Here is a 25,612-nt window from a genome sequence, read left to right on the forward strand (position 1 = left end):
GAGGACTCTCCTGAGGGAGGCTGCGTTGACAGTTCACGCTACCCGGTCCGCGCGGCGGCTCTGAAGCGGCCAAAACTACCCGATAGTAGATCTTTCTTCGCGAGGTAAAGCGTGCCTACGGTGCCGCTATGACGAACCTCAAGGTCGACGGCTCCCTTCCGGTCCGCGTTCCGGTCCACCTCGAAAGTGAAGGTGAGACGGATCTGGCGGCGCTGCGCGGCGACTGCGTGCGGATGGCTCCCCACTGGACGGTCCCCGACCGGATCGTTGCCCTTCCGGTGTCTCCGTCGCTCATTCACGGCGTGTCGGTGCCGTCGAAGTCCGCCCGGCTGCTGGACGGCATGTCGGAGTACGGCAACTGAGCTGAGTCATTCAGCAGGATCGGCGCGCTCGGTGGAACCGCGCGCTCCCCCGCTGCGTCCCATCGCTGTCCCCCGTAAAGGGGATGCGGGATACGACCCTTTCGCCCGGCGCTTTGACAGGGCCGGGTCAGGGTCAAGGGACAGTTGCGCAGCCGAAGGAGCGATGCGGTGAACACCGAGCGACCCGACAACGACGACACGACCGGCACGTCCGGTGACGTGCGGGGCGTGGGGGACGCCGCGAAGGGCTCCACGAAGGGGCCCGAGGTCGACGACACCGGGGTCGACACCGACACCGAGGTCGCCGGGGCCGGCAAGGACATGGCCGGCGAAGACATGGCTGATGGTGAGGCGTCCGGCGCCGAGACCGACCGTAGCGAAGAGGCCATTCCCACGGCGTCCGGCGCGGAGGCGGACCGGTCGGAAGTCACCGACCCCGCAGCCCCCGAGGCCGCCCACCCGGAGCGGCCCGTCACCACCACCGACACCGAGCTGCCTCGGCACGACCACTCCCCCTCCCCCGAGACCGATGACGACAGGCGCCCCGCGCGATCCCGGTCGCCGCTCGTCATCGCCTCCGTCGCCGCCGCCGTGCTGCTCATCGGGGGTGGCGGGGCGTATCTCGCGTCGTCCTCGTCCGGGTCCGGGGGGTCGGGGGAAGGGACGGGGTCCGCGGCGTCCGGCGCCGACGGGACTCCGCCGCCGCTCGCGCTCGACGGGTACTCCTCGGGCGGTACGAGTGGCATCGCGTCCGGGGAGCCGAATCCGTACGGCCAGACCTACAAGGCCGTCGGCAGCTTGCCCGGTGGGCCCGGTTCCGCCGCCGTCTACTCGCCGGAGGGTGAGGTCGGCAAGGACGACGTGGCCAGGCTCGCCAAGGCGCTCGGGGTCACCGGGAGGCCGATGGCCGAGGGGCAGTACTGGAAGGTGGGCGGGCAGGACGGGAGCGGGCCGAGCCTGGAGGTGAACAAGGCGGCGCCGGGCATGTGGACGTTCAGCCGCTACGCACCCGGCACCGACGACTGCACCGGCACCTCCAACTGCCGGAAGGACCCCGCGGCTCCCGCGAGCGACCCGGTGAGCGAGGCCGTCGCGAAGAAGGCCGCCGCCCCGATCCTCAAGGCCGTGGGACAGGACGACGCGAAGGTCGACGCGAGCCAACTCATGGGCGCACAGCGGGTGGTGAACGCCGAGCCGGTGATCGGGGGGCTGCCGACCCATGGGTGGACCACCGGGCTGACCGTCAGTGCCCAGGGTGAAGTGGTCGGCGGGAGTGGGCAGTTGGCGGCACCTATGAAGGGTGACGTCTATCCCGTGCTGAGCGCGCAGAAGACGCTGGACCTGATGAACGCGGCGCCGGGGACCGATCACCGTATGGGCATCGGCGGTTGCGCCAGTCCCGTACCGCTGAAGGACCGGCTGGAGGCGCCCTGCGGGCAGTCCACCGACGCCGCCTCCGCCTCCGCCACGCCCGCGCAGGCCTCGGCCGCCGTCGAGCACGCGGTGTTCGGGCTCGCCGTGCAGTCCGTGGACGGGAAGCAGGCGCTGGTGCCGTCCTGGCTGTTCGAGGTGCGGCAGTCGGGCGCGCAGGACAGTTTCACGGTGACGTATCCCGCGATCGACCCGAAGTATCTGGCCGCGGCCAACACGCCTACTCCTACGGCGAGTTCGACCGCCACCGCGAAGCCGCACGACGTCAAGGCGGACGGCTGGTCGGCCGACGGGAAGAGTCTCACCGTGGCCTTCACCGGCGGGGTGTGCGCCGACTACAAGGCGTCGGCCGTGGAGAGTTCGGGCGAGGTGACGGTCACGGTGACCGCGACTCCCTGGCCGGACAAGATCTGCGTCATGATCGCCAAGGTCTACCACCAGACCGTGCAGTTGAAGGCGCCGGTCGGTGACCGGAAGGTCGTGGGGCCGGACGGCGAGACGATCCCCGCAGAGAAGGCGGGGAAGGGCGCACAGCCGACGGCAGGGGCGGGCGTGGGACCCTCGCTGGCCCAGTAGCCGGCACTCCCGGGCACCGGAAAAGCCCGAAGGCGGCGGCCCTGTCGGAGGGGGCCGTCGCCTTCGTTCTGCTCGATTGCCCAACAGGGCAAGCGGGTTTAGCTGAACGAGTCGCCGCAGGCGCAGGAGCCCGTCGCGTTCGGGTTATCGATCGTGAAGCCCTGCTTCTCGATGGTGTCGACGAAGTCGATGGAGGCGCCGCCCAGGTACGGGGCGCTCATGCGGTCGGTGACGACCTTGACGCCGCCGAAGTCCTTGACGACATCGCCGTCGAGGGAGCGCTCGTCGAAGAAGAGCTGGTAACGCAGGCCGGAGCAGCCGCCAGGCTGGACGGCGACACGCAGAGCCAGATCCTCACGGCCTTCCTGGTCGAGCAGGGCCTTGACCTTCGCCGCGGCGGCGTCGGACAGAAGGATGCCGTCGGTGACGGTGCTGGTCTCGTCCGATACGGACATCTACATCTCTCCCGGGTTGTACGGAGACTGCTTGCCGACGATTTCAACCGCCGGGGCCGTGGATTCATTCCGGGCCATGCCCGGTGTCTTTCCGTCGGCACCTCTTTCCATGCTCGCACACCCCCGCAAGGTCCCTCGCTGTGTGCGTACGCGGGGGCGTAGGCGGCTGCCCACCGGGATTGATGTCACATCGACGTTATGGACATCGTCAAACTGACGTGAAGCAGTTATGATAGATAACGTCAATTCGACGAAAAGGGCCGTCCTCCCATCGGGACGGCCCAGCCCGCAGAACAGAAAGGGTGCGTGTCGTGACCACCGCCCAGACCCAGGAGCTCGACGTACAGCCGACGCCCCTCGCCCTGCTGCTCCTCGGCCGGGAGGCCGACCCGAAGAGCGAGCGTGGCGTGGAGTGTCCCGGTGACCTGCCCTCGCCGTCCGACCCGGACCTGGTCGAGCGGGCCCGCGCGGCCAAGGAGAAGCTCGGCGACAAGGTCTTCGTGCTCGGCCACCACTACCAGCGCGACGAGGTCATCCAGTTCGCCGACGTCACGGGCGACTCCTTCAAGCTGGCCCGGGACGCGGCCGCGCGCCCGGAGGCCGAGTACATCGTGTTCTGCGGTGTGCACTTCATGGCGGAGTCCGCCGACATCCTGACCGGCGACGACCAGAAGGTAGTCCTCCCCGATCTCGCGGCCGGCTGCTCGATGGCCGACATGGCCACCGCCGAGCAGGTCGCCGAGTGCTGGGACGTGCTGACCGAGGCCGGGATATCCGAGCAGGTCGTGCCCGTGTCGTACATGAACTCGTCCGCCGACATCAAGGCGTTCACGGGCAAGCACGGCGGCACGATCTGCACCTCCTCGAACGCCGAGCGCGCCCTGGAGTGGGCCTTCGAGCAGGGCGAGCAGGTGCTGTTCCTCCCCGACCAGCACCTCGGGCGCAACACGGCGGTCCGCGACCTGGGGATGAGCCTGGAGGACTGCGTCCTCTACAACCCGCACAAGCCCAACGGGGGCCTCACCGCCCAGCAGTTGAGGGCCGCGAAGATGATCCTGTGGCGCGGCCACTGCTCGGTGCACGGCCGCTTCTCGCTGGAGTCGGTGGAGGACGTACGGGCCCGGATCCCCGGCGTCAACGTCCTCGTCCACCCCGAGTGCAAGAACGAGGTCGTGAGCGCGGCGGACTACGTCGGCTCAACCGAGTACATCATCAAGGCACTTGAGGCGGCCCCAGCCGGTTCCAAGTGGGCCATCGGCACCGAGCTGAATCTCGTACGACGGCTCGCGAACCGTTTCGCGCCCGAGGGCAAGGAGATCGTCTTCCTCGACAAGACGGTCTGCTTCTGCTCGACCATGAACCGCATCGACCTCCCCCACCTGGTCTGGACCCTGGAGTCCCTCGCCGAGGGCAACCTGGTCAACCGCATCGAGGTGGACAAGGAGACGGAGGCGTTCGCCAAGCTGGCGCTGGAGCGGATGCTGGCGCTGCCGTAAGCCCGTACGTCCGGAGTGCTACTCCACCCGTGGCCGGACCAGACCCGACTCGTAGGCGATGACGACGAGTTGGGCCCGGTCGCGGGCGCCCAGTTTGGACATGGCCCTGTTGACGTGGGTCTTCACCGTCAGGGGGCTGACCTCCAGGCGTTCGGCGATCTCGTCGTTCGAGAGGCCGCCGGCGACCTGGACGAGGACCTCGCGTTCGCGCACGGTGAGGGCGTCGAGGCGTTCGGCGCGGGCGGGGTCGCGATCGTCGTCCAGGTCGCCGCCCTGAGCGAGGAAACGGGCGATCAGGCCCTTGGTCGCCACCGGCGACAGCAGGGCCTCTCCGGCCGCCGCGACCCTGATCGCGCTCAGGAGTTCGTCCGGCTCCGAGCCCTTGCCGAGGAAGCCGGACGCGCCCGCGCGCAGGGACTGCACCACGTAGTCGTCGACCTCGAAGGTCGTCAGTATGACCACGCGGACGTGGGCGAGGGACGGGTCGGCGCTGATCATGCGGGTCGCGGCGAGGCCGTCCGTGCCGGGCATCCGGATGTCCATCAGCACGACGTCGGCCCGCTCCTCCTTCGCCAGCAGTACGGCCTGTGCGCCGTCCGAGGCCTCTCCTACGACCTCCATGTCGGGCTCCGAGTCGACGAGTACGCGGAAGGCGCTGCGCAGCAGGGCCTGGTCGTCGGCGAGCAGGACACGGATCGTCGTCATACGGGGTCCCCCGAGGCGCGTGGGCGGGTCTTGACCGGCAGGATCGCATGGACGCGGAAGCCGCCTCCGTAGCGGGGACCGGTGGTGAGGGTGCCGCGCAGGGCGGTGACGCGCTCGCGCATGCCGAGCAGGCCGTGGCCGCCGCCGGAGTCGGGGTCGTGGTCCTCGCCGGAGCCGTTGTCGAGGACGGTGACCTCCACGTTCGGGCCCACCCGGACGACACTCACCTCGGCCTTCGCCTCCGTACCGGCGTGTTTCTGCACGTTGGTGAGGGCTTCCTGGATGACGCGGTAGGCGGCCAGGTCCACGGCGGCGGGGAGGGTGGTGCCGTTGTCCGCGCGGGCGACCTCGACCTGGAGGCCGGCGTTGCGGAAGGTGCCCGCGAGTTCTTCGAGGCGGTCGAGGCCCGGGGCCGGTTCGGTGGGGGCCTCGGGGTCGCCGGACTGGCGCAACAGGCCGACGGTGGCCCGGAGTTCGTTGAGCGCGGAGCGGCTCGCCTCGCGTACGTGGGCGAGGGCCTCCTTGGCCTGGTCGGGGCGCTTGTCCATGACGTGCGCGGCGACTCCGGCCTGCACATTGACCAGGGCGATGTGGTGCGCGACCACGTCGTGCAGGTCGCGGGCGATGCGGAGGCGCTCCTCGGCGACCCTTCGGCGGGCCTCCTCCTCGCGGGTGCGTTCGGCCCGTTCGGCGCGCTCGCGTATGGCGTGCACGAATTCCTTACGGCTGCGTACGGCGTCGCCGGCGGCGGCCGCCATGCCGGTCCAGGCGAAGATGCCGAGGTTCTCCTGGGCGTACCACGGGAGGGGGCCGCCGAGCATCGCCGCGCCGGTCAGCACGGTCATCGTGAGCAGGGCGACGCGCCAGGTGGTGGAGCGGTCGGTGGTGACGGCGACGGTGAACAGCGCGACCACCGCGCACATCGCGACCGGGGCGCGGGGGTCGCTGGTGACGCTCTCGATGAGGGAGGCGGTGGCGGTGACGGCGAGCACCAGCATGGGGGCGCGGCGGCGCTTGATCAGCGCGGCGGCGCCGACCGCCATGAGGATCAGGCTGAGGGGGTCGGGGGTGCGGATGCCCCAGCTGACGCCGTGCCCTCCGTGCGGGTCCACGAACGATCCGGCGACCATGCACACGAGCACCGCGGCGGCGAGGACCGTGTCCAGCGCGGAGGGGTGGGCCTCCAGGTGACGGCGCGCGCGGTCGAGGGTGCTCATTCTGGCAACGGTACGGCGTCCCTGCCGGGGGCGGAACGGGGGTCAGCTGTACGTTCCTTGTGCCTGTGCCGGGTGTTGGTGTGGGCGTCACCGGGGGCTGCGCCCCCGGACCCCCGCTTCGGCCTGAACGGCCTCGTCCTCAAACGCCGGACGGGCTGAAATTGCGGGCCTGCGCTGAAAAGGGGCCGCTCGTCCACAGGTGCCGGACCGGCCGGATTGTGCCGGCCCGCGCTCAAGAAAGTGCCGCCCCTCCCCGCACCGCCCCGGAACTATCCCGGGATCAAGCCGTCGTCGCTCAGCAGGTCCCGGACTTCCTCCAGGGTCGCGTCCTCGGCCGGGAGGATCAGTTCTGATGGTTCCAGGGAGTCGTCCGGCAAGGGATCTCCCAGCTCTCGGACCTTCGCCAGGAGGGCCTGGAGGGTTTGGCGGAAGGCTGGGACGTCGCCGTTCTGGACCTCCGTCAGGAGGATGTTGTCCAACTTGTTCAGCTCGGTGAGGTGGCTGTCGGCCAGCCTCACCTGCCCCTCCCCCATGATCCGTACGATCATGTCGCCCTCCTCAGGCGTGGGCCTACTGCTTGTCGAAACGCGGGGTGTCCTGTGGCTGCTGGGGCTGCGCCTTGTCGGTGCCGCCTTCGATCGCCTGCTGCGGAGTGGACGAACCGCCGGCCAGCTCCGCCTTCATGCGCTGGAGTTCCAGCTCTACATCCGTACCACCGGACAGGCGTTCCAGCTCGGCCTGGATGTCGTCCTTGGCCATGCCGGTCGGGTCGTCCAGGGCACCGGAGGCGAGGAGCTCGTCGATCGCGCCGGCGCGGGCCTGGAGCTGCTGGGTCTTGTCCTCGGCCCGCTGGATCGCCAGGCCCACGTCGCCCATCTCCTCGGAGATGCCGCTGAAGGCCTCGCCGATCCGGGTCTGCGCCTGGGCCGCCGTGTACGTGGCCTTGATGGTCTCCTTCTTCGTACGGAAGGCGTCCACCTTGGCCTGGAGGCGCTGGGCCGCGAGGGTGAGCTTCTCCTCCTCGCCCTGGAGCGTCGTGTGCTGCGTCTCCAGGTCCGTCACCTGCTGCTGGAGCGCGGCCCGGCGCGAGAGCGCCTCGCGGGCCAGGTCCTCGCGGCCGAGGGCGAGCGCCTTGCGGCCCTGGTCCTCCAGCTTCGAGGACTGCGACTGCAGCTGGTTGAGCTGGAGCTCCAGACGCTTGCGGGAGGTGGCGACGTCGGCCACTCCCCGGCGCACCTTCTGAAGCAGCTCCAGCTGCTTCTGGTACGAGTAATCGAGGGTTTCGCGCGGGTCCTCGGCCCGGTCAAGGGCCTTGTTCGCCTTCGCGCGGAAGATCATCCCCATACGCTTCATGACACCGCTCATGGGCTTCGCGCGCCCCCTTCTGACGGACTCCAGCTACAGCGATTACAACAGGACCAACAGTACGGGCCCTGCATCCATTACCGCACTGTTCGGGGACGGATGCGCTCATCCCCAAGGACGACTGACCGCGGTCCTGATCCAGCCTGAGGAGTAGGTGCTCCCCTGGCAGGACCCCGCTCATGACGTCCTTCTCTGTCCCCCTACAGACGAGCGGTGTTGCCGGATCGTTCCCCACAGGGCTGGGGTCCAACCCCATTCACCCCTTACCCTTGGGTTTTGTGTTCCGTAGCCGCGCCAAGGAAGAGAAGGCAGCGCCCACCGACAAGGTGTCGCTGACCGACTCCAAGATGCCCCGAGACCCTCAGGCCCCGAAGGGTCGGCCCACGCCCAAGCGCAGCGAGTCACAGACTCAGCGCCGCAGCGTCGCCAACACTTCGACGTCGCGCAAGGACGCCTCCAAGCGCCAGCGCGACGAGCGGCGTGCGCAGATGGACAGGCAGCGCCAGGCCCTGTCCGGCCGCGGCAACGAGCGGGATCTGCCCCTCCGTGACAGGGGCCCGATCCGCAAGTTCGGGCGGGACTACATCGACTCGCGCATCAACATCGCCGAGTTCTTCCTGCCGCTGGCCGTGGTGATCCTCGTGCTCAGCGTGGTGCAGATGCCCGCGCTGCAGAACATCGCGCTGCTGCTGTGGCTCGTGGTGATCGTGCTGATCGTGGTCGACTCCTTCTGGAGCGTCTTCCGGCTGCGCAAGCTGCTCGCCGAGCGCTTCCCGGGCCAGAACACGAAGGGCACCGTCTGGTACTCCATGATGCGCTCCCTCCAGATGCGTCGACTCCGGCTGCCGAAGCCGCAGGTCAAGCGCGGAGAGCGGCCCTGAGCACGGATTCCTTCACCGGGGGCGCGGCGGACGCCTGGCTGAGCAGGCTGGGCGGGCTGCGGAATGTCGTACGACAGGAGCTGGTGGCCCGGCAGCTCGACGAGCAGATAGCCGGCCGGTATCCCGTCGGACAGCGGCTGCGGGTGCTCGACGTCGGCATGGGCCAGGGCACGCAGGCGCTGCGGCTGGCCCGGGCCGGGCACCAGGTGACCGGGCTCGAACAGGAACCGAAGATGGTCGCCGCGGCCCGCGAAGCCTTGTCCCGTGAGCCCGAGGGCATCCGGGAGCGGGTCCGGATCATCGAGGGCGACGGCCGGGACACCGGCGTGCACTTCCTGCCGGGCAGTTTCGATGTCGTTCTGTGTCATGGCGTACTGATGTACGTGTCCGAGCCCGATCCGCTGCTCGCGGGGCTGGCGCGGATGCTGGCGCCGGGCGGGCTGCTGTCGCTGCTCGTGCGGAACGCCGACGCGCTGGCGATGCGGCCCGGGTTGTCCTGGGACTGGGCGGGCGCGCTGGGCGCGTTCGACTCGGCCGCGTACCGCAACCGGCTCGGCGTCGACGCGCGGGCGGACCGGCTGGGCACTCTGACGGCGACGCTGGCGGGGATCGGGGCGCCGCTGCAGTCCTGGTACGGCGTGCGGGTCTTCACCGACACGGCTCCGGAAGGGGCCGAGATCCCGGCGGACGTCGAGCCGCTGCTGGCCGCCGAGGAGCGGGCCGGGCGGACGGATCCGTACCGGGCGGTGGCCGCGTTGCTGCATCTGTGCGGTGTGCGGGGCTGAGGGCGCGGCCCTCCCCCTGGTCCCCGTGTTCCTCGTAGTCCCCCTAGGGGCCCGTTCGGGTCAGCAGTGCAAGCCAGACATTCACCCCAACGAGACACTCGGCGTATGGACTCTCCCCGTGCCCGCGCCCTTCGCCCCATGGTTCTCCTCGCCTGTTCGCTCGCGCTGGTCGCCGGGTGTGCGGGTGCCGGGTCCTCGTCGAAGAAGGGCACCTCGACCGCGCAGGCCGCGCAGGCCGCCGTACCGATGTCGAGTGACGACCTGCAGAGCGACTACCTGAAGGTGATCAAGGAGGTCCTGCCGTCGGTCGTGCAGATCCAGGCCAGCAGTGATCTGGGGTCGGGGGTCGTGTACGACGACCAGGGGCACATCGTCACCAACGCGCACGTGGTCGGGGACGAGAAGACCTTCAAGGTGACCACCGCGAACAGCGAGGACGTGCTCACCGCCAAGCTCGTCTACTCGTATCCCGAGCAGGACCTGGCCGTCGTCAAGCTGGACAAGGTGCCGGACGGGCTGAAGGCGGCCACCTTCGCCGACTCCGCCAAGGTCGAGGTGGGGCAGATCGTCCTCGCCATGGGCTCGCCGCTCGGACTGTCGTCCAGCGTGACGCAGGGCATCGTGTCGGCGACCGGACGGACCGTCAGCGAGGGCAGCAGCGGGGGCGGTACGGGCGCGACCATCGCCAACATGGTGCAGACCTCGGCCGCGATCAACCCCGGCAACAGCGGGGGTGCGCTGGTGAATCTGAACGGGCAGGTCATCGGTATCCCGACCCTCGCCGCGACCGATCCGAACCTCGGGGGCGGTGCCGCGCCCGGTATCGGGTTCGCGATCCCGTCCTCGATGGTCAAGACGGTCGCCGACCAGATCGTCAAGGACGGCAAGGTCACCGACTCGGGGCGGGCGGCCCTCGGCATCACCGGACGTACGGTCGTCGACGACAGTTACCGGGCCGCCGGGGTCGCCGTGGTCGAGGTGAAGGACGGCGGGGGCGCCGACAAGGCCGGTATCCGGGCGGGCGACATCATCACGAAGCTCGGTGACACGGGGATCACCACGATCACCTCGCTGTCGGAGGCCCTCGCCGCCGACAAGCCGGGGCAGCGGACGGCGGTGACGTACACGCGGAACGGGGCGTCGAAGAAGGTCGATGTGACGCTGGGCGAGCAGTAGACCGGCCCGGATCGCCTCGGGAACGAGGTGGGGGCGGCCGGTGTTTCTCCGGTCGCCCCCACCTCTTTGGCCTACGACGGGTTACGCGTTCTCGGCGTGCAGGCTCATCGGACCGTAGATCTGTGTGCCGTCCTCGAAGAGGAACACCTGGTCCGCGCCGCCCGCGACGAGTTCCTTCCAGATCTCGCCGAGCCAGGACTCCGCGTCGCCCTGTGTGGTGAACTCCTCCGGCGTGACCGCGGGTTCGACCTCGGTCCCGTCGGACTTCTCGAACCGCCAGATCCATGCCGCCATGTACGCCTCCCGAGGCTTAGCGTATGCAGACCTGCAGCGTATGCGCTCTGCTGGGTTAGTTGTGATCATGTTGCGGAAGTTTGTCGTCTGCCGGCCGGTGGGGGCTTGTCGCGCAGTTCCCCGCGCCCCTTAGGGGGTCCAGGGCGCGCATGTCTCCCAGTGACCGGTGAAAATCGAACCTGTGGAACTGACTCTTCTCGGCACCGGTGCCCCCGCTGGACTCCCGCGGCCTGACTGTCCCTGCGCGGCATGTGCCGTTTCGCTGGGGGTTGATGCTCGGGCGGCCACCGCTGTTCTCGTGGACGGGACGCTGCTGCTCGATCTGACGCCCGGAGCCGCCTTCGCCGCAGCCCGGGCCGGGCATTCGCTCGGTGGGGTGCGGCAGGTGTTGTTGTCGCATCCGCATGACGGGCCCGCGGTGGAGGTGCCGGCGGGGCTGCCGCAGCCGGGGCGGGTGCCGGACGGGCGGGAGCTGGCGTTGTTGACGGGGCATCGGGTGCGGGCGGTGGCGATGGACGCGCCCGGTACCGGGTACGCCGTCACGGGGCCCGATGGGCAGCGGGTGCTGTATCTGCCGCCGGGGGGTGCGCCGGCCGGGCTTGAGGAGGGGGCCGTTCCGTCGTACGACATGGTGCTCGCGGATGTTGTGGGGCGGCCGGATGCTCTTGCCAAGCTGCGGGCCGTCGGGGCGATGGGGCCCGCTACCGACGTCATCGCCGTCCATCTCGATCACGATGTGGCGCCGGGGGCCGAGTTGGCGCGGCGGCTGGCCGCCGTGGGGGCGCGGGCCGTGCCGGACGGGACGACCTTGACCGTGGGGGTGTACGAGGACGTGCCCGATGTGCCGCGGCGGACGCTGGTGCTGGGCGGGGCGCGGTCCGGGAAGTCCGTGGAGGCGGAGCGGCGGTTGGAAGCCTTCCCGGACGTGCTGTATGTCGCTACGGGCGGCTCGCGCAACGGGGACACCGAGTGGGCCTCCCGCGTCTCCACGCACCGGGAGCGGCGGCCGGGGTCGTGGCGTACGGCGGAGACCTGCGACCTGGTGCCGTTGCTCGCGGAGGACGGGCCGCCGTTGCTCATCGACTGTCTGTCGCTGTGGCTGACCGACGCCATGGACTCCGTGGGGGCGTGGGACGACACGGAGTGGGGGGACGGCGGGGAGCGGAAACTCCGGGAGCGGGTACGGGAGTTGACCGCTGCCGTGCGTTCGACCCGGCGGACCCTTGTTGCCGTGTCCAACGAAGTCGGCTCGGGGATCGTGCCGGCGACCGCGTCCGGGCGCCGGTACCGGGACGAGCTGGGGCGGTTGAACGCCGCGATCGCCGGTGAGTGCGAGCACGTGTTGCTGGTGGTCGCCGGGCAGGCGCTCGCCTTGCGGGGCTAGGGCTGCTGTTTTCTGCGGGCGATGACGCGTTGCGGGGGCGGGAAGCGGTCCGGGACGCGGCGGGCTTCCGTGACGAACTCGCAGTCGTGGGGCTCCAGTTGGGTGCGCAGGTCGTCCGGGCGGCCTTCCAGGAGGAGGAGGCCGCCGGGGCGCAGGACCGTGAGGGCGGCGCGGAGTTCGGCCTCGGCGTCGGGGGCGGGCGAGCGGTCGCGGAGGAGGGTGACGACGTCGTAGCGGGACTGGAGGGCGGTGGTGATGTGCGGGTCCGTGAGGTGGCCGGCGTAGGCCTCCTCGATGCGTTCGGCGGCGCGGGCGCGGACGACTCGGGGGGTGGGGTCGACGCCGTCGAAGGAGGTGTACGGGAAGAGGGCCTTCGCCGTGTCCGGGAAGTGGGCGTCGCCCGTGCCGACGTCGAGCCAGCTCTCCGGTTCGGGGAGGAGCCGCAGGATCGCGCGGGCCAGCGCGCGGTGGCGGCGGTGCGCGTCGAGGGTGCTGACGCGCGTGCTGACGCGGGTGCGCAGGCTGTTCATGGGCGGCTCCCGGAGACGTACGGCAAAACGGTGCAAAACGATACGTACGGGATCTAGATCTTGAGGGCAAGGACGTCCGGGGCGCGTGGTGCCCCTGTGGCGTGGCCATGTGGCGCTGTCGCGTTCGATCGCTGCCGGTACTGTTCGGCGAATGAGCTCGCTTAATCTCGACGACTTCACCGATCTGATCGAGCGCCCCGACGGCGGTGTGCGCCGTGACGCGGAGGCCCGCCGCGAACGTCAGATCGTGCCGCCCGGGTCGCTGGGGCGGCTCGACGACCTGGGTGAGTGGCTGGCGGCGGCGCAGGGCGCCGTGCCGGTGCGGCCGGTCGAACGGCCGCGTGTGGTGTTGTTCGCGGGCGACCACGGGATCGCCGCACTCGGTGTGTCGGCCCGACCGGCGGGCAGCGCCGGGGAGTTGGTGCGGTCGGTGCTGGAGGGCGGCAGCCCGGCGGCGGTGCTCGCGCGGCGGCTCGGGGTCCCGGTGCGGATCGTGGACATGGCCCTGGACTGCGACCCCGGCTCGCTGCCGGACGCGGTCGTGAAGCATCGCGTCCGGCGGGGCAGCGGGCGCATCGACATCGAGGACGCGCTGACCCTGGAGGAGGCGGAGGCCGCGTTCAACGCCGGTGTCGCCGTCGCGAACGAGGAGGCCGACTCCGGTACGGATCTGGTGGTCCTCGGCGATGTGAGCGTCGGCGGGACGACGCCGGCCTCCGTGCTGATCGCCGCGCTGTGCGGCACCGATGCCTCCGTGGTCACCGGGCGCGGCGGGCTCGCGATCGACGACCTGGCGTGGATGCGCAAGTGCGCGGCGATCCGGGACGCGCTGCGGCGGGCCCGGCCGGTGCTGGGCGACCAGTTGCAGCTCCTCGCGACGGTGGGCGGGGCCGACCTCGCCGCGATGACCGGGTTCCTGCTGCAGAGCGCCGTACGGAAGCTGCCGGTGATCCTGGACGGGGTCGTGGCCGCCGCGTGCGCGCTGGTCGGCCAGCGGGTCGCGTTCCGGGCACCGGACTGGTGGCTCGCCGGCCAGAACAGCGGCGAGCCCGGCCAGGCGAAGGCGCTGGACCGGATGGCCCTGGAGCCCCTCCTCGACCACGGCGTGACGGTGGGAGAAGGCGCGGGCGCGCTGCTCGCGCTGCCGCTGGTGCAGGCCGCGGCGGCGCTTGCGGCCGAACTCCCGCTGAAGCGGGACGAGTTGGCGGAATCGGAAGAGCTGGAGGCGCCTTCCCCTTCCGTGGAGCCGGTTGCGGCCGTGGAGACCGTCGCGGCGGTGGAGCCTGCGTCTGCTGCAGAGCCCGCAGCCGCCGTGGAGCCTGGAGCTGCCGCAGAGCCCGCAGCCGCTGCAGAACCCGAGAGTGCCGCGCGGACTGAGAGGGCTGCAGAGCCGGCGAGCGCCGCGAGGTCGGAACAGGCCGCGCGGCCGGAGGCGGCTGTGGGGCCGGAGGCCGCCGTGGCGCCTGAAACCGCCGTAAGTCCGGAAGCCGCCGTGGGCCCGGAGAAGGCCGACACCCCGGAAGCAGCCGCAGGCCCGAAGGAAACCCACGAGGCGACGCCCTCCGAAGAGTCCGTGACCGCCGCGGAGCCGGAGAAGCCCGCGCAGCCGGAATAGGTCGGGAGCGACCACAGGGTCGGAGAAGGCAGGCCGACGACCCGGCCGAGGCCGAGAAGCGGCCGGGGCGAACAAGTCGGCCGCCACGCAGAGGCCGACCCACCGACTTCGGCCGGCCCCCGTGCGGAAGCCGTCCGGCGTCCGGACCCTGGCCGGCGTGCGGACCCTGGCCGGCGTGCGGATCCTGGCCGACGCACGGATCCTGGCCGACGCACGGCAGTCGAGCGAGACGTCGGTCCCGGAATACGGGAGTCGGCCGGGGCCGGGAAGTCCGAGGAGTGGCCGGGGCGTGATCGGGGCGTGATCGTTGCGGCGGCGGATAAGAACCGTTCGTCGCGACAACGCCCATATGATCCTCCTTCATGGGAGATGTCCGGGTCGGGCCCGTTCAGGAACGTCATAGCTCAGGCGCCTCGCGGCGGGCCGCGGCCTTCGCCGTCTGGTATCTGCGGGCCGTCGCGTTCATCAACTTCCTCAGCGCGGCGTGGGTTTCGCTGGGGCAGGACGTACGACGGCACAACCAGGAGAACTTCTTCACGCCGTACCTGCTGACGGCAGGGTTCGCGTCCGGGGTGTTCACGGCGTTCCTCGCCATCACCATGCGGCGCCGCAAACGCGCCGCGTGGATCCTGAACCTGGTGGTCAGCGGGCTGTTTCTCGCGCTGTTCGGGTTCGCCATGTCGTTCCAGGAGATCCGCCGGTACCCGCAGAACTGGATCTCCCTGGTGCTGACCGCGGCCTTCGTCGGCGCACTCCTCGTGGGGCGGCGGGAGTTCTACGCGAAGGGTGACCGGTCCAACCCCCGGCTCGCCGCCGTCGTCGCCGTCGGCGGCACCCTGGCCGCCTCACTGCTCGCCGCGCTGCTGGTGACGGTCACCAACCAGGCGCACGACGCGTCCCGTTCGACCTTCGTGGAGCGCTGGCGCTACGGCGCGTTCCGGCTGGTGTCCATCGCCGCGCCGGAGAATCGCTTCCCCGGCATCTGGACCCCGAACTGGGTCAACGTCGTCATCAACGTCCTCAGTACGGTCCTGGTCCTCGCCGTGTTCTACGCCGCGTTCCGCTCCCGGCGCGCCGTCGACCCGCTCACCGAGGACGACGAGAAGAAGCTCCGCGCGCTCCTTGAACGGCAGGGCGAGCGGGACTCCCTCGGGTACTTCGCGCTGCGCCGGGAGAAGAGCGTGGTGTGGTCGCCGACCGGCAAGGCGGCCGTCGCGTACCGGGTCGTGGGCGGGGTGTCGCTGGCCTCCGGCGATCCGATCGGCGACCCGGAGGCGTGGCCGGGCGCGATCGAGCCGTGGCTGGCGGAAGCGCGGGTTCACGGATGGATTCCGGCCGTGATGGGGGCGAGCGAGGAGGCCGGCACCGTGTATGCGCGGCACGGGCTCGACGCCCTCGAACTCGGGGACGAGGCCCTCGTGGAGGTCGCCGAGTTCACCCTCGAAGGGCGTGCCATGCGGACCGTACGGCAGGCCTACAACCGGGTGAAGCGGGCCGGGTACACCGTGCGGATCCGGCGCCACGAGGACATCCCGGCCGAGGAGATGTCGTACCTGCTGAAGCGCGCGGACGACTGGCGCGACGGGGCCACCGAACGCGGGTTCAGCATGGCGCTCGGACGGCTCGGGGACCCCGATGACGGGCGGTGCGTGATGCTCGAATGCACCGACGGGGAGGGCGAGTTGAGGGCGGTGCTGTCCTTCGTTCCGTGGGGCCCGCACGGGCTGTCCCTGGACCTGATGCGCCGGGACCGCGACTCCGACAACGGGCTGATGGAGTTCATGGTGATCGAACTCCTCCGCCGTGCCCAGGAAATCGGAATCACCCAGGTTTCGCTCAACTTCGCCATGTTCCGCTCGGTCTTCGAAAGGGGGGCGCGGATCGGGGCCGGGCCGGTGCTGCGGCTGTGGAGGTCACTCCTCAGCTTCTTCTCGCGCTGGTGGCAGATTGAGTCGCTGTACCGCGCCAACGCCAAGTACCGGCCCATCTGGGAACCCCGGTTCCTGCTCTTCGAGAAGAGCGCGGACCTGCTGCGCATCGGCCTCGCGGCGGCGCGCGCGGAAGGGTTCCTGGAGGCACCGGGCCTGCCGAAGTGGCTGCACCGCAAGCACCTGGAGACGCACAGATGAACCGCCTCGCCCGCTGGGCCCGCGCCGAATGGGGACTGCTCTACGTCACCGTGCGCGAGCCGCTGCTGAAGCAGCGCCGGCGGGCGATTCCGATGACGATCGGCGCGGTGCTGCTGACGGCGGTCCTGCAATTCGTGCAGAACCAGTCGTGGGGCTACCAGTTCGTGCAGGACACGGGCGCGGTACGGGCGATTGACCCCCTGTGGCTGGCCCTCCTCCGCACCCCGCTCTCCCTCTTCGTCCCGGCGCTGGACCTCCCCGTGTGGGGCGCGCTGGCGCAGATCCTGTTCGTGTTCGGCATCGCGGAGATCTGCCTCGGCCGCTGGCGCACGCTCGTCATCGCCTACGCCGCGACCCTCGCCGGGACCTTGTACGCGCGCCTCGGCATCTGGCTCGGCTTCGACAACCCGTTCGGGTTGCCCAGCACGGACCGGCTGGTCGTGGACACGGGTCCCTCGGCCGCGGTGGTCGGCCTCGCGGTGTTCGTCGCGTGGCGCTACGGCGCGTATGCGACGGCGCTGGCGGTGACCGGGGCGATGGCGATCGAGGTGATGCTGAAGGGCAACCTCGCGGGCAAGGAGCATCTGGCGGCGATCATCGCGGTGGGGTTGCTTTGTCTGGCGTCAGCGGTACGGCATCGGCGGGGCGGCTTCGGGCCGGTGTCGGGTACGCGGTCACGATGAGGCCAGCCCGACTGCGCCGGGCACCCTTCTCGCCAAAAGTGTGACGGTTTCGCGGAAAGTGACACACTTTCCGCGAGAAGGGTCCCTCCCCCGACGATGCGCCCCTCCTCACCGCCGCCCAGGAATCCGTACCGGCTCCGGATCCGGCTTGCCCCCGATCCAGTCCTGGAAAGCGCGGCGGGGCCCCGCCCAGCGGCGGTCGTGGTGGTAGGCGCGGAGGGTCGAACGGGCTCGGGCCCGGTGGCGGCGCTTGCGGTAGAAGCGCTTGGCCCAGGGGGAACCCGGGCGGGCCAGGCGGATCGCGCCCACGACGGCGACCAGCGGGACCAGGACGCCGAAGACCGCCGTGCGGGCCTTGCCCTTGCTCAGGGCGATGAGCGCGAAGAGGAAGTTGACCCCGACGCTGACGATCACGCCGGCGCGGTCGTGGAGTTCGGCGGCGGTGAGGTCGTTGACGCCGAAGGGTGAGAAACCGGCGAGGACGAAGCCGACCAGGGCCGCCGTGAGCACCACCGCCTCGACGCTCTTGCGGCCGGCCTCGGTCCAGTACACGTCGTCGAGGTAGAGGATCAGCGCGAACTCGTCCAGTACCAGGCCCGCGCCGATCCCGAAGACGATCGCGAACAGGGCCGATCCGACGCCGTAGCGTGTGCTGGCCACCGCGCCGAAGCCGCCGAGCACGGTGAGGACCACGCCCGGGACGACGTGGTGGATGTGCACGTCGCCCGCCTTGATGTTGCCGAAGGGGCCCTTGCCCGCGCGGATCAGGCGGGTGATGACCCGGGTGATGACGAACGTCAGGACGAAGGCGGTGAGCGCGAGGAGCAGGGGGAGTTTGCCCGGCTCGACGATGTTGCGGTGCAGCCAATGTCCCATATGGGCACTTTAGCCACGGCCGCCGTGAGCGCCCTCCTGACCGCCGGGTAATCTGCGCCGGTGTCCAAGACCTCGTCCCTTGACGGCTTCCGCTTCGCGTTCGGCACGCTGACTGTTCTCCCGGTCAGGGTGACCCGCTGGGACCGGGAGGCCGCGCGCCGCGGAATGATGGCGGCCCCGACTGTCGGAGTGGTTGTCGGTGGGTGTGCGGCGGGGCTCGGGCTGCTGCTTCTGTATCTGGGGGCGGGGCCCCTGCTCGCCGCCGTCGGGAGCGTTGCCGTGCCTGCCGTTCTCACGCGGGGGCTGCATCTGGACGGGCTTGCGGACACCGCCGATGGGCTGGGGAGCGGGAAGCCGGCGGAGGATGCACTGCGGATCATGAAGCAGTCGGACATCGGGCCGTTCGGGGTGCTGGCTCTTGTCTTCGTGCTGCTGGCCCAGGTGGCTGCGCTCGCTCAGCTCTACGGCGACTCGTGGGGCCGGGGTGCGGCTGCGGCCATTGTCTCCGGGATCGTGGCTCGGCTGGCGCTGACGTGGGCTGCGCGGGTGGGGGTGCCTGCGGCTCGGCCGGAGGGGTTGGGGGCGGCGGTCGCGGGGGTGGTTCCGGTGGGGGGTGCGGTGGCTGTGACCGTGTCCAACGGCGTGATATCGGCGGCGTTTGGGCCGTTCTTCGGCGGGCGTGGGTATGTGCACGTGGTTGTCGCCGTCGTTGTGGCTCTGGTCGTTGCCGAGCTTCTTCTGTGGCACTGTCGGCGGCGGTTTGGTGGGGTCACCGGGGACGTGTTTGGGGGGCTTGCGGAGACTGCCGGTACGACTGCGCTCGTGGTGCTTGCGCTGGGTGGGTAGGTGCGGGTGCGTGGGGGCTGGTCGCGCAGTTCCCCGCGCCCCTTAGGTGGGCTGCTCTCAGGCCCTGTTCAACAGGACCGGCGCCACGCGCCCAACTCGTACTTCTTCTCCAGGGAACTCAGCTTCAGGCGGCGGGAGTCGGAGCAGAAGCGGCTCGTCGGGAGGTCGTACTCGACGTGGAACACCGCCTTGTTGGCCTTGATGAAAGGCTTCAGGGTGTCGCACTCGTCGTACTGGGCGCACTGTTCGTTGACCGCGAAGTCGAAGTCGGTTACCAGGGCGGGAATTTGGGCGAGGTCGTTCTTCAGGCCGACCGACATGCCCCGGGCGTGGGCCAGCTTGGCGATGAGGCGGTTGTAGCGGAGTTGGTCGGCGGCCTTGAGGGGGAAGCCGGTGTCGTTCTGGTAGCCGTCCATGTTGTCGGGCTCCACGGCGTCGAAGCCCTTCTCGCGGCACATGTCGAGGCGGGCCGCCATCAGGGATTCGAGGACGTCCGTGCGGCGGATGTCCAGCCAGCGTTCGCCCTTCCAGCCGTTGCCCTTGCCCAGCACCGACTTGGGGAACTTCTTGGCGTCCGGGCGGAAGTCCTCCCAGGCGCCGGTGGAGAGGTAGCAGATGACCTTGCGGCCCTTGTCGTGCAGCGCGGTCACCGTCGCCTTGGAGTGGTCGAAGCCGTCGATGTCGTAGACCGGGACGTCGATGGATGTGTCCAGGCGGCCGCTCAGCTGCCACTGCCAGGCCACTCCCGGGCGGGGCTGCCAGCGCTTCCCGGTGGTCTGTGTGGGGGTCGGCTTGTCGTCGGGGGTGGCGGTGCAGCCCGCGAGGAGCAGGAGGAGGAGCGCGAGCAGGGGGGTGAGGCGGATCATGGAACGGGCTCCAGGGTGTGGGGCAAGGTACCCCACGGATGATCTCCCACACCCGGTACCGCGCAGTGCACCGAGGCTCCCCGGGCGCGGGCCGCTGCTTCGAAGTCGACCTCGGGCGGGACGCCGTAGACGAGGTGGCCGAGGTGGGTTCCCTTGGTGCCGGGCCAGGGTTGGGGCGGTAGTTGGCGGTACGTCGTCCAGGGGCCCTCGAAGGTGATCAGGACGTCGGCTATGCGGGCGTACGACGGGTGGGGTGTCGTGCCGTGGTTCAGCACGAGCGTGCCGCAGCCGGTGGCCCAGGCTGCGCTCGCCAGGCGTTGGTAGTGCCTGAAGTCCTTTTGTGCGGTGGGGACTTGGTCGAAGAAGGCGCCGTTCGTGCCGTACCAGTCGTGGTAGCGGGTGAGGTCCTGGGCTATGTCTGCGTACGGGCGGCTGCCGTACGCCGTGTCCGTGTAGCCGAGCAACCGGACGTCTGTTGCCCGGAGTTGGGCCGCCAGATCGGCGAAGGCGGGGTCGGGGGCCTCGCCCGGGCCGCTGGCCGGGTTGAGGATCACGCCGTAGAGGCGGGGGGCCGCCGCCAGGATCGCGGCCCACTCGGCGGGGCGGACGGTCGGGTGTTCGTAGTAGGGGACGAGTAGTTGGCTCATCTGTGTGCCGTGACTCTGCTCAACAGGGCGCCGACCAGGACCACTTGGACCGTCGCCGCCGTGCCGTACACGTACACGGCGATCCAGTGCGGGTCGGCGGCGTGGGTGAGCAGGGCCACTGTCTGGGCCGCGGCTGCCGCGCAGCAGGTCGTTGCCGCGGCGAGGACCGCGCCGAAGGACTGGAGGAGCAGGCCTGTCCACAGGACCATGCCGAGGAGGAGCGGGCCGGTGAGGCTGACGGCGTTGATGTGGGGGGTGTGTGGCCAGAGGGCGGTGGCGAGGAGGGTGAGGGTGAGCAGGGCGGCGAGGTAGGCGGTCAGGCACAGGGTGAGGGTGAGGGCCGTTGTGCGCCAGAAGGCTTTGGGGGTGCGGCTGTTCCGTATGCCGGTGAGGCTGCCGCTGCGGAAGCGGTAGAGGAGCCACTCGGCTGGGCCCATGCTCAGGGTCAGGGCGACTGCGGCGACCGCGCTGCCGCTCAGGGCGGCGTAGAGGACGAGGGCGCCGCTGCCCAGGCCGAACAATGCGAAGGGGAGGGAGCTTGTCAGTCGGGGGGACATTGTTGATTTTTGGCTGCGGGTGCGTGGGGGCTGGTCGCGCCCACGCGGCGGTAGCCGCAAATCAAATACAGCCCCGCGCCCTTTAAGGGCGATCCCGTCAGGCCTTACTTCAAGTAGAGCGAGTGTCACTACCGCCAAAAGCGAGCCCAGGAGCAGGACCAGCCGCGCTGCATCTGGTACCTCGTGGACCATCGCCACCACCGCGACCGCCGTCATCGGCAACAGCGTTGCCAGCAAAGCCCGTTCGCGGCCCATGACCAAAAGGACGGTTGCCGCGCCCAGGTAGACGGACTGGCCCGCGGCGAAGATCACGGCTGTCGGGTGGGTGGTGCCCGCGACCGCCAGGGCGACCGCGGCGCCCAGGAGTGCGCCCAGGGGTGCCCCGACGAGGAGGCTGTGGCGGGCCGCCGGTTTGTCGCCCAACCCCAGCCAGGAGTACGCGCGGTGGGCCAGGCCCTGGTTCCAGGTCCAGCCGACCAGGGCGCCGGAGAGGAGGGGGAGGGTGCCTGCCGGGAGGCCGAAGGACTCGGGGTGGCCCGCGAGCAACGGTGCCCCCAGGACGTAGCCGAAGCCCGGGAGGGCGAAGACGACGCCTCGCAACAGGCAGCCGAGCAGGCCTATTTGCCAGGGGTCGTGGGCGGGGCCGTCGGGCTCCGGGAAGCGGCGGCCGACGCGTTCGTACAACTCCTCCGCCAGGGCGAAGGAGTTCTTGACGCCGTACCGCTCGCGTATCTGGTCGTCCGACATGCCGTCGGATTCGAGGAGCGCGGCGATCTCGTCGGGGTGCACGGCCGCGGCGACGAACTCGTCGAGGCGTTCGGCCAGTTCGTCGATCGGGTCGGGCTCCGCCCAGCTCGGTGAGCGGCGTTGCTTGGGGACGCCGGGGACGGTGTCCGAACTCGCCCCCGGCGGCAGCCAGATGGAACCGGTCACCAGTCGGTACCGTCCGTCGCGACGGCCTTGTACCACGGATCGCGCAGTTCGGCGGTCCAGTCGGCGACGGTCTCGACCGTGGGCTCGTACACCTCGGGGCGGCCCGCGAGCTCTTGGTAAATAGTCCGGAAATTGTCCACGGATCGACGCAACGTGAAGCGCTCGATAACCCTCTGCCGGGACAACTCGCCCAATTTCAGGCGGCGTTCGTCGTCGCGGAGGAGGGTGAGGACGGCGGCGGCCATCTTCTCCGGCTCACGCGGCGGGACGACGAGGCCGGTGTCGCCGACAGCCTCGCTGACTCCGCCGACGTCGGTCGAGACGGTCGTACGGCCGCAGGACATGGCCTCGATGATGGAGAAGGGGAAGCCTTCGGAGATCGAGGAGAGCATGACGACGTGTCCGGCCGCGTACGCGCGCCAGACCTCGGTGATGCGGCCCTCGAAGGTGACCCCGTCGGTGACGCCCAACTCGGCGGCGAGCTTTTCGAGTTTGGTGCGGTAGGCCTCGCCGCCGGCCGGTACCGGGCCGAACAACCGCAGCCTGGTTTCGGGCATTTCGGCGCGCACGGAGGCATACGCGCGTAGAAGTGTTTCGAGGTCCTTGATGGGGTCCACGCGGCCGCACCAGGAGAGGGTGGGGATCTCCGGTTCGGGCCCTGCGTGCGGGAAGGCGGCCGGGTCGACGCCGTTGTAGACCGTGCGGATCTTGTCGGCGTCGGCGCCGCCGCGCTCCTCCCAGCGGCGGTTGTACTGGTTGCACGGGGTGATCAGGTCGGCGGCCTTGTACCCGTGGGAGTTCAGCTCGCGGTAGAAGCCGAGCATGAACGCCTTCACGGGCCAGCGCTGGCCGTCGCGGCGGTAGCCGAGGTAGCGCTCGCGCAGGTAGATGCCGTGCTCGGTGAGGAGGAAGGGCACTCCGTCGAGCTTCTTGGCGGCGAGTGCGGGCAGGGTCGCGAGGCCGCTGCTGACGGCGTGGGCGACACAGTCCTCGGGGATACGGACGCCGAGCGGGCGAAGTGCGTGCTCCAGCAGGTCCGTTGCGGTGAGCGCGTCGTGAACTGTGGGGCGGGCGGCGGCCGTTGCCAGGTGCGGCATCGTCCATATCCACATCAGCGAGCGCAGCGCCGTCTCGGTGCGCAGGGCCGCCGGCAGGCGTCCTTGGCGGGCGAGTTGGGCCAGGTCGTAGAGGCTCTCGCCGAAGTCGCAGTGGGCCTCGGGGTCGAGGAAGGAGAGCAGGAACCGCTCGTAGGAGTCGACGAAGCGGCGGCGGGCGGCGCCGTACAGGCCGTGGTTGCGGCGGCCGGGGCGCGGGCCCCAGGTCGGGACGGAGGTGTGGCGGTAGGCGTTGGACGGCAGCTCCCAGGTCACGGGTTCGCGACCGCTGCCGGTGAGCGACAGGATGTGGAAGTCCACCTCCGGCATGCCCTTGACGAGTTGGTCGCACCAGGTGCTGACCCCGCCGTGGACGTGCGGATAGGTGCCTTCGGTGAGCATGGTGACATGACGGCCGGTACGCATCATGCGAGTTCCCCCCTGCGGAACTGTGGACGGCTCTGGCGCACACCCCGGCCGGTCGGTGGTGGCCGGGGTGCGCGCGATGGCTGGCTGCGCTGCGCTGTCGTGGGGTCAGGCGGGCAGGTTCAGCGTGAGAGCGGTCTGCGTAAGCTCCGGCGTGGTCCAGGCCGAGCGCTCTCCCGCGTACGGCGTCCCGAACGCGGCTGTGCCCAGAGGTAGTTGCTTGGTGGTCCCTTCGGGTGCTGTCAACGGGATCTGGATCCCTGTGGGGGCGTTGACGGTGACGGTGGTGCCGATCCGGTACGCCTCGACGTCGCCGTTCGTGACGGCGGTCTGCCAGGCGGCGCGGTTCTGGAGTTCGGTGCCGATCGCGCTCTCCCGCAGGTTCTCCAGCGGGGTGTTGTCGGCGAACAGCGCCTGGTAGTCGGCGAGCACCTGGTCCAGGACCGGGTAGAGGACGCGGTCCTCGGCCAGGTTGGACTGGTGCGCGTAGTGCGGGAGCGGGTCGTTGCTGATGGCGTGGCCGAGGTCGGTGGCCGCCTCCTGCGGGACGATGTAGTCGTCGTAGCCGGTGGCGGTGTCCAACGGGGCTGCCAGGCAAGTGGAGTTGGGGTTGTTCTCGCAGGCGCCGCTGCCGCCGTCGGCCGTGGAGGTGTAGATCCAGTTGTACTCGTCGGCCATCTCGGCCTTGGTGCCCGTGTTGTAGTACACGTTCATCGGGTAGCGGGGCACGGTGAGCGCGTCGCCGACGGCCCGCTGGTCGCTCTCGCGGGAGTGGTCGGAGCCCGTCCAGGTGATGCCGTTGTCGGCGAGGGCGCCGGCCAGGTTCGGGTTGTCGTCGGGCTGCTGCGGCAGCGTCTTGAGACCCGAGTGCTCACCGGTGACCAGCTCGTCCCGCTCGACCGGAAGGCCGTTCGCCAGAGCCCAGTTGTAGTTGTTGCCGATCTCTGCGGAGATGTCCGCCTGGCTCATGTACTGGGTCGAGCCGTCCGCGTTCTTCGCGCAGCTCCAGGGCACGGTCGTCAAGTCCTGGACGCAGCCGAGGAATTCGTGCGTGTACGTGTGGTTGATCCAGCGGAAGTCGGCCTTGTCGGCGAGGAGTTGGTCGGTGAGGGCGTCCGTGCCGCCGTTCTCGCTCTTCCAGTCCTCGCCCAGGCCCGCGTTGAAGGCCAGGTCGAAGGTGAAGCCGTGGTCCTGCTCCCACTGGGCCGCGTACGCCGCGTCGGCCTCGGTCATCCGGATCGGCGTGGCCGTCGAGCCCTCGCCCGCCGCGCAGTCGTAGTCGCCGGGCGTGCAGTTGAGCTCGGTGTCCCAGCGGTCGTCGGGCGCGAAGACGTCGTCGACATGCACCGAAAAATAGTTGCGCGCCTGACCCAGGTGCACGCCCTGAGTCAGCCATTCGACGATGCCGCGCGCCAACACCCGGAACTGCTCCTGGTATTGGTTGTACGCGAAGGTCAGCACCAGTTCGCGGCGCCCGTCGTGCGCGTACTCGCCGACCAGGCTGCCGCGCCCGGTGCCGCCCGGTACGGCGGTGTCGACGTAGCTCGTGAAACCGGTCCTGGGCGTGGCCACGAAGCCGTAACTCTCCTGCACGGACGAGGAGTTGTCCTCGAACGTGAGCGGTCCGTCGAGATAGCCGAAATAGCCCGCCTTGCCGTCGGCGGTGACATCTGCCTCATGCCCGTCGAGTGCCCCGGAGTAGGCGGCGTAGTCGAGACCGACCTCCGGGTGCGCCCAGGTGTAGGCGTCGACCTGCGGGATGCCGTACGTCGTCTCGTAGGCGTTCAGCGCGGTCTGTTCCGCCGAACTCGTCCCGAACGGCGCCTCGTTGGGCAGGACGACACCCTGGTACTTGGCGCGAGGTGTGCCGTCGACCGTGTCGCTGAGGAAGGCCGCGTCGATCGTGGGGCGGCCCGAGTCGTTCAGGTTCACAGTCGTGTACGGAATGCCCTCGCTCTTCAGCTGGGCGGCGATGGCCTCGACGGGACTGTCCCCGTTGTCCACCACCAGTACCTTGAGATCGATGCGCGGCTCGTCGGCGGCCGATGCGCCGGGTGCCTCCAGGCCCAGCACCAGCAGCCCTGCGGCCGCCAGTACGGCGGCCCCGGTTCTCCATCCGCGCGTTCCGTGCGCCATGTCGCCCCTCCCCCAAGCGATCCTCCCTGTGGTCGTCTCGCGGAGGATCCATGGAAATCATGCAAATCGATGAGCATGTCGCCCACATGAACCTCACGAGTGTGTCGCAGGACATCCAGGGTGAGGATCGAGAAGTGGCCACTCCGC

23 protein-coding genes and 1 pseudogene are annotated in these 25,612 nt (G+C 70.1%); 11 read left to right on the top strand and 13 right to left on the bottom strand.

Annotated elements, in window-relative coordinates; all coding sequences use genetic code 11:
- The first annotated feature begins 128 nt into the window (after positions 1-128).
- Positions 129-362, top strand: a complete 234-nt coding sequence (locus OG588_RS13125; RefSeq protein ID WP_405947422.1) for a hypothetical protein — start codon at positions 129-131, stop codon at positions 360-362.
- 168 nt (positions 363-530) lie between these two features.
- Positions 531-2,369, top strand: coding sequence for a hypothetical protein (locus OG588_RS13130; protein WP_405947423.1), 1,839 nt, complete (start codon positions 531-533; stop codon positions 2,367-2,369).
- A gap of 98 nt (positions 2,370-2,467) precedes the next feature.
- On the opposite strand, the gene OG588_RS13135 is transcribed toward OG588_RS13130, so the two are convergent.
- Positions 2,468-2,824 (bottom strand): iron-sulfur cluster assembly accessory protein, encoded by a 357-nt coding sequence (locus tag OG588_RS13135; protein ID WP_019065032.1) that lies wholly within the window; start codon positions 2,822-2,824, stop codon positions 2,468-2,470.
- A 311-nt stretch (positions 2,825-3,135) separates the two neighbouring features.
- On the opposite strand from OG588_RS13135, the gene nadA reads away from it, so the two are divergent.
- Positions 3,136-4,320: a quinolinate synthase NadA gene (gene nadA, locus OG588_RS13140; RefSeq protein ID WP_405947424.1), complete on the top strand. Its 1,185-nt coding sequence runs from the start codon at positions 3,136-3,138 to the stop codon at positions 4,318-4,320.
- Between the two features lie 18 nt (positions 4,321-4,338).
- Here the strand turns inward: nadA and OG588_RS13145 are convergent, their stop codons facing one another.
- The 4 genes from OG588_RS13145 to OG588_RS13160 all read right to left on the bottom strand — a co-directional run bounded on the left by OG588_RS13145 (position 4,339) and on the right by OG588_RS13160 (position 7,607).
- The gene (locus tag OG588_RS13145) at positions 4,339-5,025 is read right to left on the bottom strand and encodes a response regulator (RefSeq protein WP_405947425.1); all 687 of its coding nucleotides are present in this window, start codon (positions 5,023-5,025) and stop codon (positions 4,339-4,341) included.
- A complete protein-coding gene (locus OG588_RS13150) occupies positions 5,022-6,242 on the bottom strand; it encodes a sensor histidine kinase (protein WP_405947426.1) in 1,221 nt (406 codons plus the stop codon). Before OG588_RS13150 ends, OG588_RS13145 begins: the two co-directional genes overlap by 4 nt.
- A gap of 269 nt (positions 6,243-6,511) precedes the next feature.
- The gene (locus tag OG588_RS13155) at positions 6,512-6,790 is read right to left on the bottom strand and encodes a PspA-associated protein PspAA (RefSeq protein WP_365988090.1); all 279 of its coding nucleotides are present in this window, start codon (positions 6,788-6,790) and stop codon (positions 6,512-6,514) included.
- Between the two features lie 22 nt (positions 6,791-6,812).
- Entirely contained in the window at positions 6,813-7,607 is a 795-nt protein-coding gene (locus OG588_RS13160) for a PspA/IM30 family protein (RefSeq protein ID WP_026151695.1), read from the bottom strand.
- Between the two features lie 179 nt (positions 7,608-7,786).
- Between OG588_RS13160 and OG588_RS13165 the strand changes: the two genes are divergently transcribed.
- The 3 genes from OG588_RS13165 (at position 7,787) to OG588_RS13175 (ending at position 10,449) form a co-directional block, all read left to right on the top strand.
- Positions 7,787-8,488 (top strand): DUF3043 domain-containing protein, encoded by a 702-nt coding sequence (locus tag OG588_RS13165; RefSeq protein WP_366092090.1) that lies wholly within the window; start codon positions 7,787-7,789, stop codon positions 8,486-8,488.
- Positions 8,489-8,571: 83 nt separating this feature from the next.
- Positions 8,572-9,273: a methyltransferase domain-containing protein gene (locus OG588_RS13170; RefSeq protein WP_366092091.1), complete on the top strand. Its 702-nt coding sequence runs from the start codon at positions 8,572-8,574 to the stop codon at positions 9,271-9,273.
- A gap of 105 nt (positions 9,274-9,378) precedes the next feature.
- The gene (locus OG588_RS13175) at positions 9,379-10,449 is read left to right on the top strand and encodes a S1C family serine protease (protein ID WP_405947427.1); all 1,071 of its coding nucleotides are present in this window, start codon (positions 9,379-9,381) and stop codon (positions 10,447-10,449) included.
- Between the two features lie 81 nt (positions 10,450-10,530).
- Here OG588_RS13175 and OG588_RS13180 read toward each other — a convergent pair whose 3' ends face one another.
- On the bottom strand, positions 10,531-10,743 hold the full coding sequence (locus OG588_RS13180; protein ID WP_019065041.1) for a hypothetical protein: 213 nt from the start codon (positions 10,741-10,743) through the stop codon (positions 10,531-10,533).
- Between the two features lie 181 nt (positions 10,744-10,924).
- Between OG588_RS13180 and OG588_RS13185 the strand changes: the two genes are divergently transcribed.
- Positions 10,925-12,127 (top strand): bifunctional adenosylcobinamide kinase/adenosylcobinamide-phosphate guanylyltransferase, encoded by a 1,203-nt coding sequence (locus tag OG588_RS13185; protein ID WP_405947428.1) that lies wholly within the window; start codon positions 10,925-10,927, stop codon positions 12,125-12,127.
- Here the strand turns inward: OG588_RS13185 and OG588_RS13190 are convergent.
- Positions 12,124-12,657 carry a methyltransferase domain-containing protein gene (locus tag OG588_RS13190; RefSeq protein ID WP_405947429.1) on the bottom strand — a complete coding sequence of 178 codons (534 nt, stop codon included), beginning with the start codon at positions 12,655-12,657 and terminating at the stop codon, positions 12,124-12,126. The two genes, OG588_RS13185 and OG588_RS13190, sit on opposite strands and share 4 nt — an antisense overlap.
- A gap of 151 nt (positions 12,658-12,808) precedes the next feature.
- Between OG588_RS13190 and cobT the strand changes: the two are divergent.
- From cobT to OG588_RS13205, 3 genes and pseudogenes are all read left to right on the top strand, one after another.
- Positions 12,809-13,888 (top strand): annotated as a pseudogene (cobT, locus tag OG588_RS13195) (nicotinate-nucleotide--dimethylbenzimidazole phosphoribosyltransferase); the annotation flags it as partial.
- Positions 13,889-14,634: 746 nt separating this feature from the next.
- Entirely contained in the window at positions 14,635-16,401 is a 1,767-nt protein-coding gene (locus OG588_RS13200) for a phosphatidylglycerol lysyltransferase domain-containing protein (RefSeq protein ID WP_405947430.1), read from the top strand.
- Positions 16,398-17,084, top strand: a complete 687-nt coding sequence (locus OG588_RS13205; protein WP_405947431.1) for a hypothetical protein — start codon at positions 16,398-16,400, stop codon at positions 17,082-17,084. Before OG588_RS13200 ends, OG588_RS13205 begins: the two co-directional genes overlap by 4 nt.
- A gap of 108 nt (positions 17,085-17,192) precedes the next feature.
- Here OG588_RS13205 and OG588_RS13210 read toward each other — a convergent pair whose 3' ends face one another.
- A complete protein-coding gene (locus OG588_RS13210; RefSeq protein ID WP_405947432.1) occupies positions 17,193-17,960 on the bottom strand; it encodes a hypothetical protein in 768 nt (255 codons plus the stop codon).
- 60 nt (positions 17,961-18,020) lie between these two features.
- Between OG588_RS13210 and OG588_RS13215 the strand changes: the two genes are divergently transcribed.
- The gene (locus OG588_RS13215; protein WP_405947433.1) at positions 18,021-18,806 is read left to right on the top strand and encodes an adenosylcobinamide-GDP ribazoletransferase; all 786 of its coding nucleotides are present in this window, start codon (positions 18,021-18,023) and stop codon (positions 18,804-18,806) included.
- A gap of 68 nt (positions 18,807-18,874) precedes the next feature.
- Here the strand turns inward: OG588_RS13215 and OG588_RS13220 are convergent, their stop codons facing one another.
- The 5 genes from OG588_RS13220 to OG588_RS13240 all read right to left on the bottom strand — a co-directional run bounded on the left by OG588_RS13220 (position 18,875) and on the right by OG588_RS13240 (position 25,465).
- Positions 18,875-19,672 carry an endo alpha-1,4 polygalactosaminidase gene (locus tag OG588_RS13220; RefSeq protein WP_405947434.1) on the bottom strand — a complete coding sequence of 266 codons (798 nt, stop codon included), beginning with the start codon at positions 19,670-19,672 and terminating at the stop codon, positions 18,875-18,877.
- The gene (locus OG588_RS13225) at positions 19,669-20,319 is read right to left on the bottom strand and encodes a spherulation-specific family 4 protein (RefSeq protein ID WP_405947435.1); all 651 of its coding nucleotides are present in this window, start codon (positions 20,317-20,319) and stop codon (positions 19,669-19,671) included. Before OG588_RS13225 ends, OG588_RS13220 begins: the two co-directional genes overlap by 4 nt.
- Positions 20,316-21,809, bottom strand: a complete 1,494-nt coding sequence (locus OG588_RS13230) for a hypothetical protein (protein WP_405947436.1) — start codon at positions 21,807-21,809, stop codon at positions 20,316-20,318. The genes OG588_RS13225 and OG588_RS13230 overlap by 4 nt, the downstream gene beginning before the upstream one ends.
- A complete protein-coding gene (pelF, locus tag OG588_RS13235) occupies positions 21,806-23,332 on the bottom strand; it encodes a GT4 family glycosyltransferase PelF (protein ID WP_405947437.1) in 1,527 nt (508 codons plus the stop codon). The genes OG588_RS13230 and pelF overlap by 4 nt, the downstream gene beginning before the upstream one ends.
- Before the next feature lie 105 nt (positions 23,333-23,437).
- Positions 23,438-25,465, bottom strand: a complete 2,028-nt coding sequence (locus tag OG588_RS13240) for a hypothetical protein (protein WP_405947438.1) — start codon at positions 25,463-25,465, stop codon at positions 23,438-23,440.
- Positions 25,466-25,612 lie beyond the last annotated feature (147 nt).

The organism is Streptomyces prunicolor (assembly GCF_045162825.1).
GTDB lineage: Bacteria > Actinomycetota > Actinomycetes > Streptomycetales > Streptomycetaceae > Streptomyces > Streptomyces prunicolor.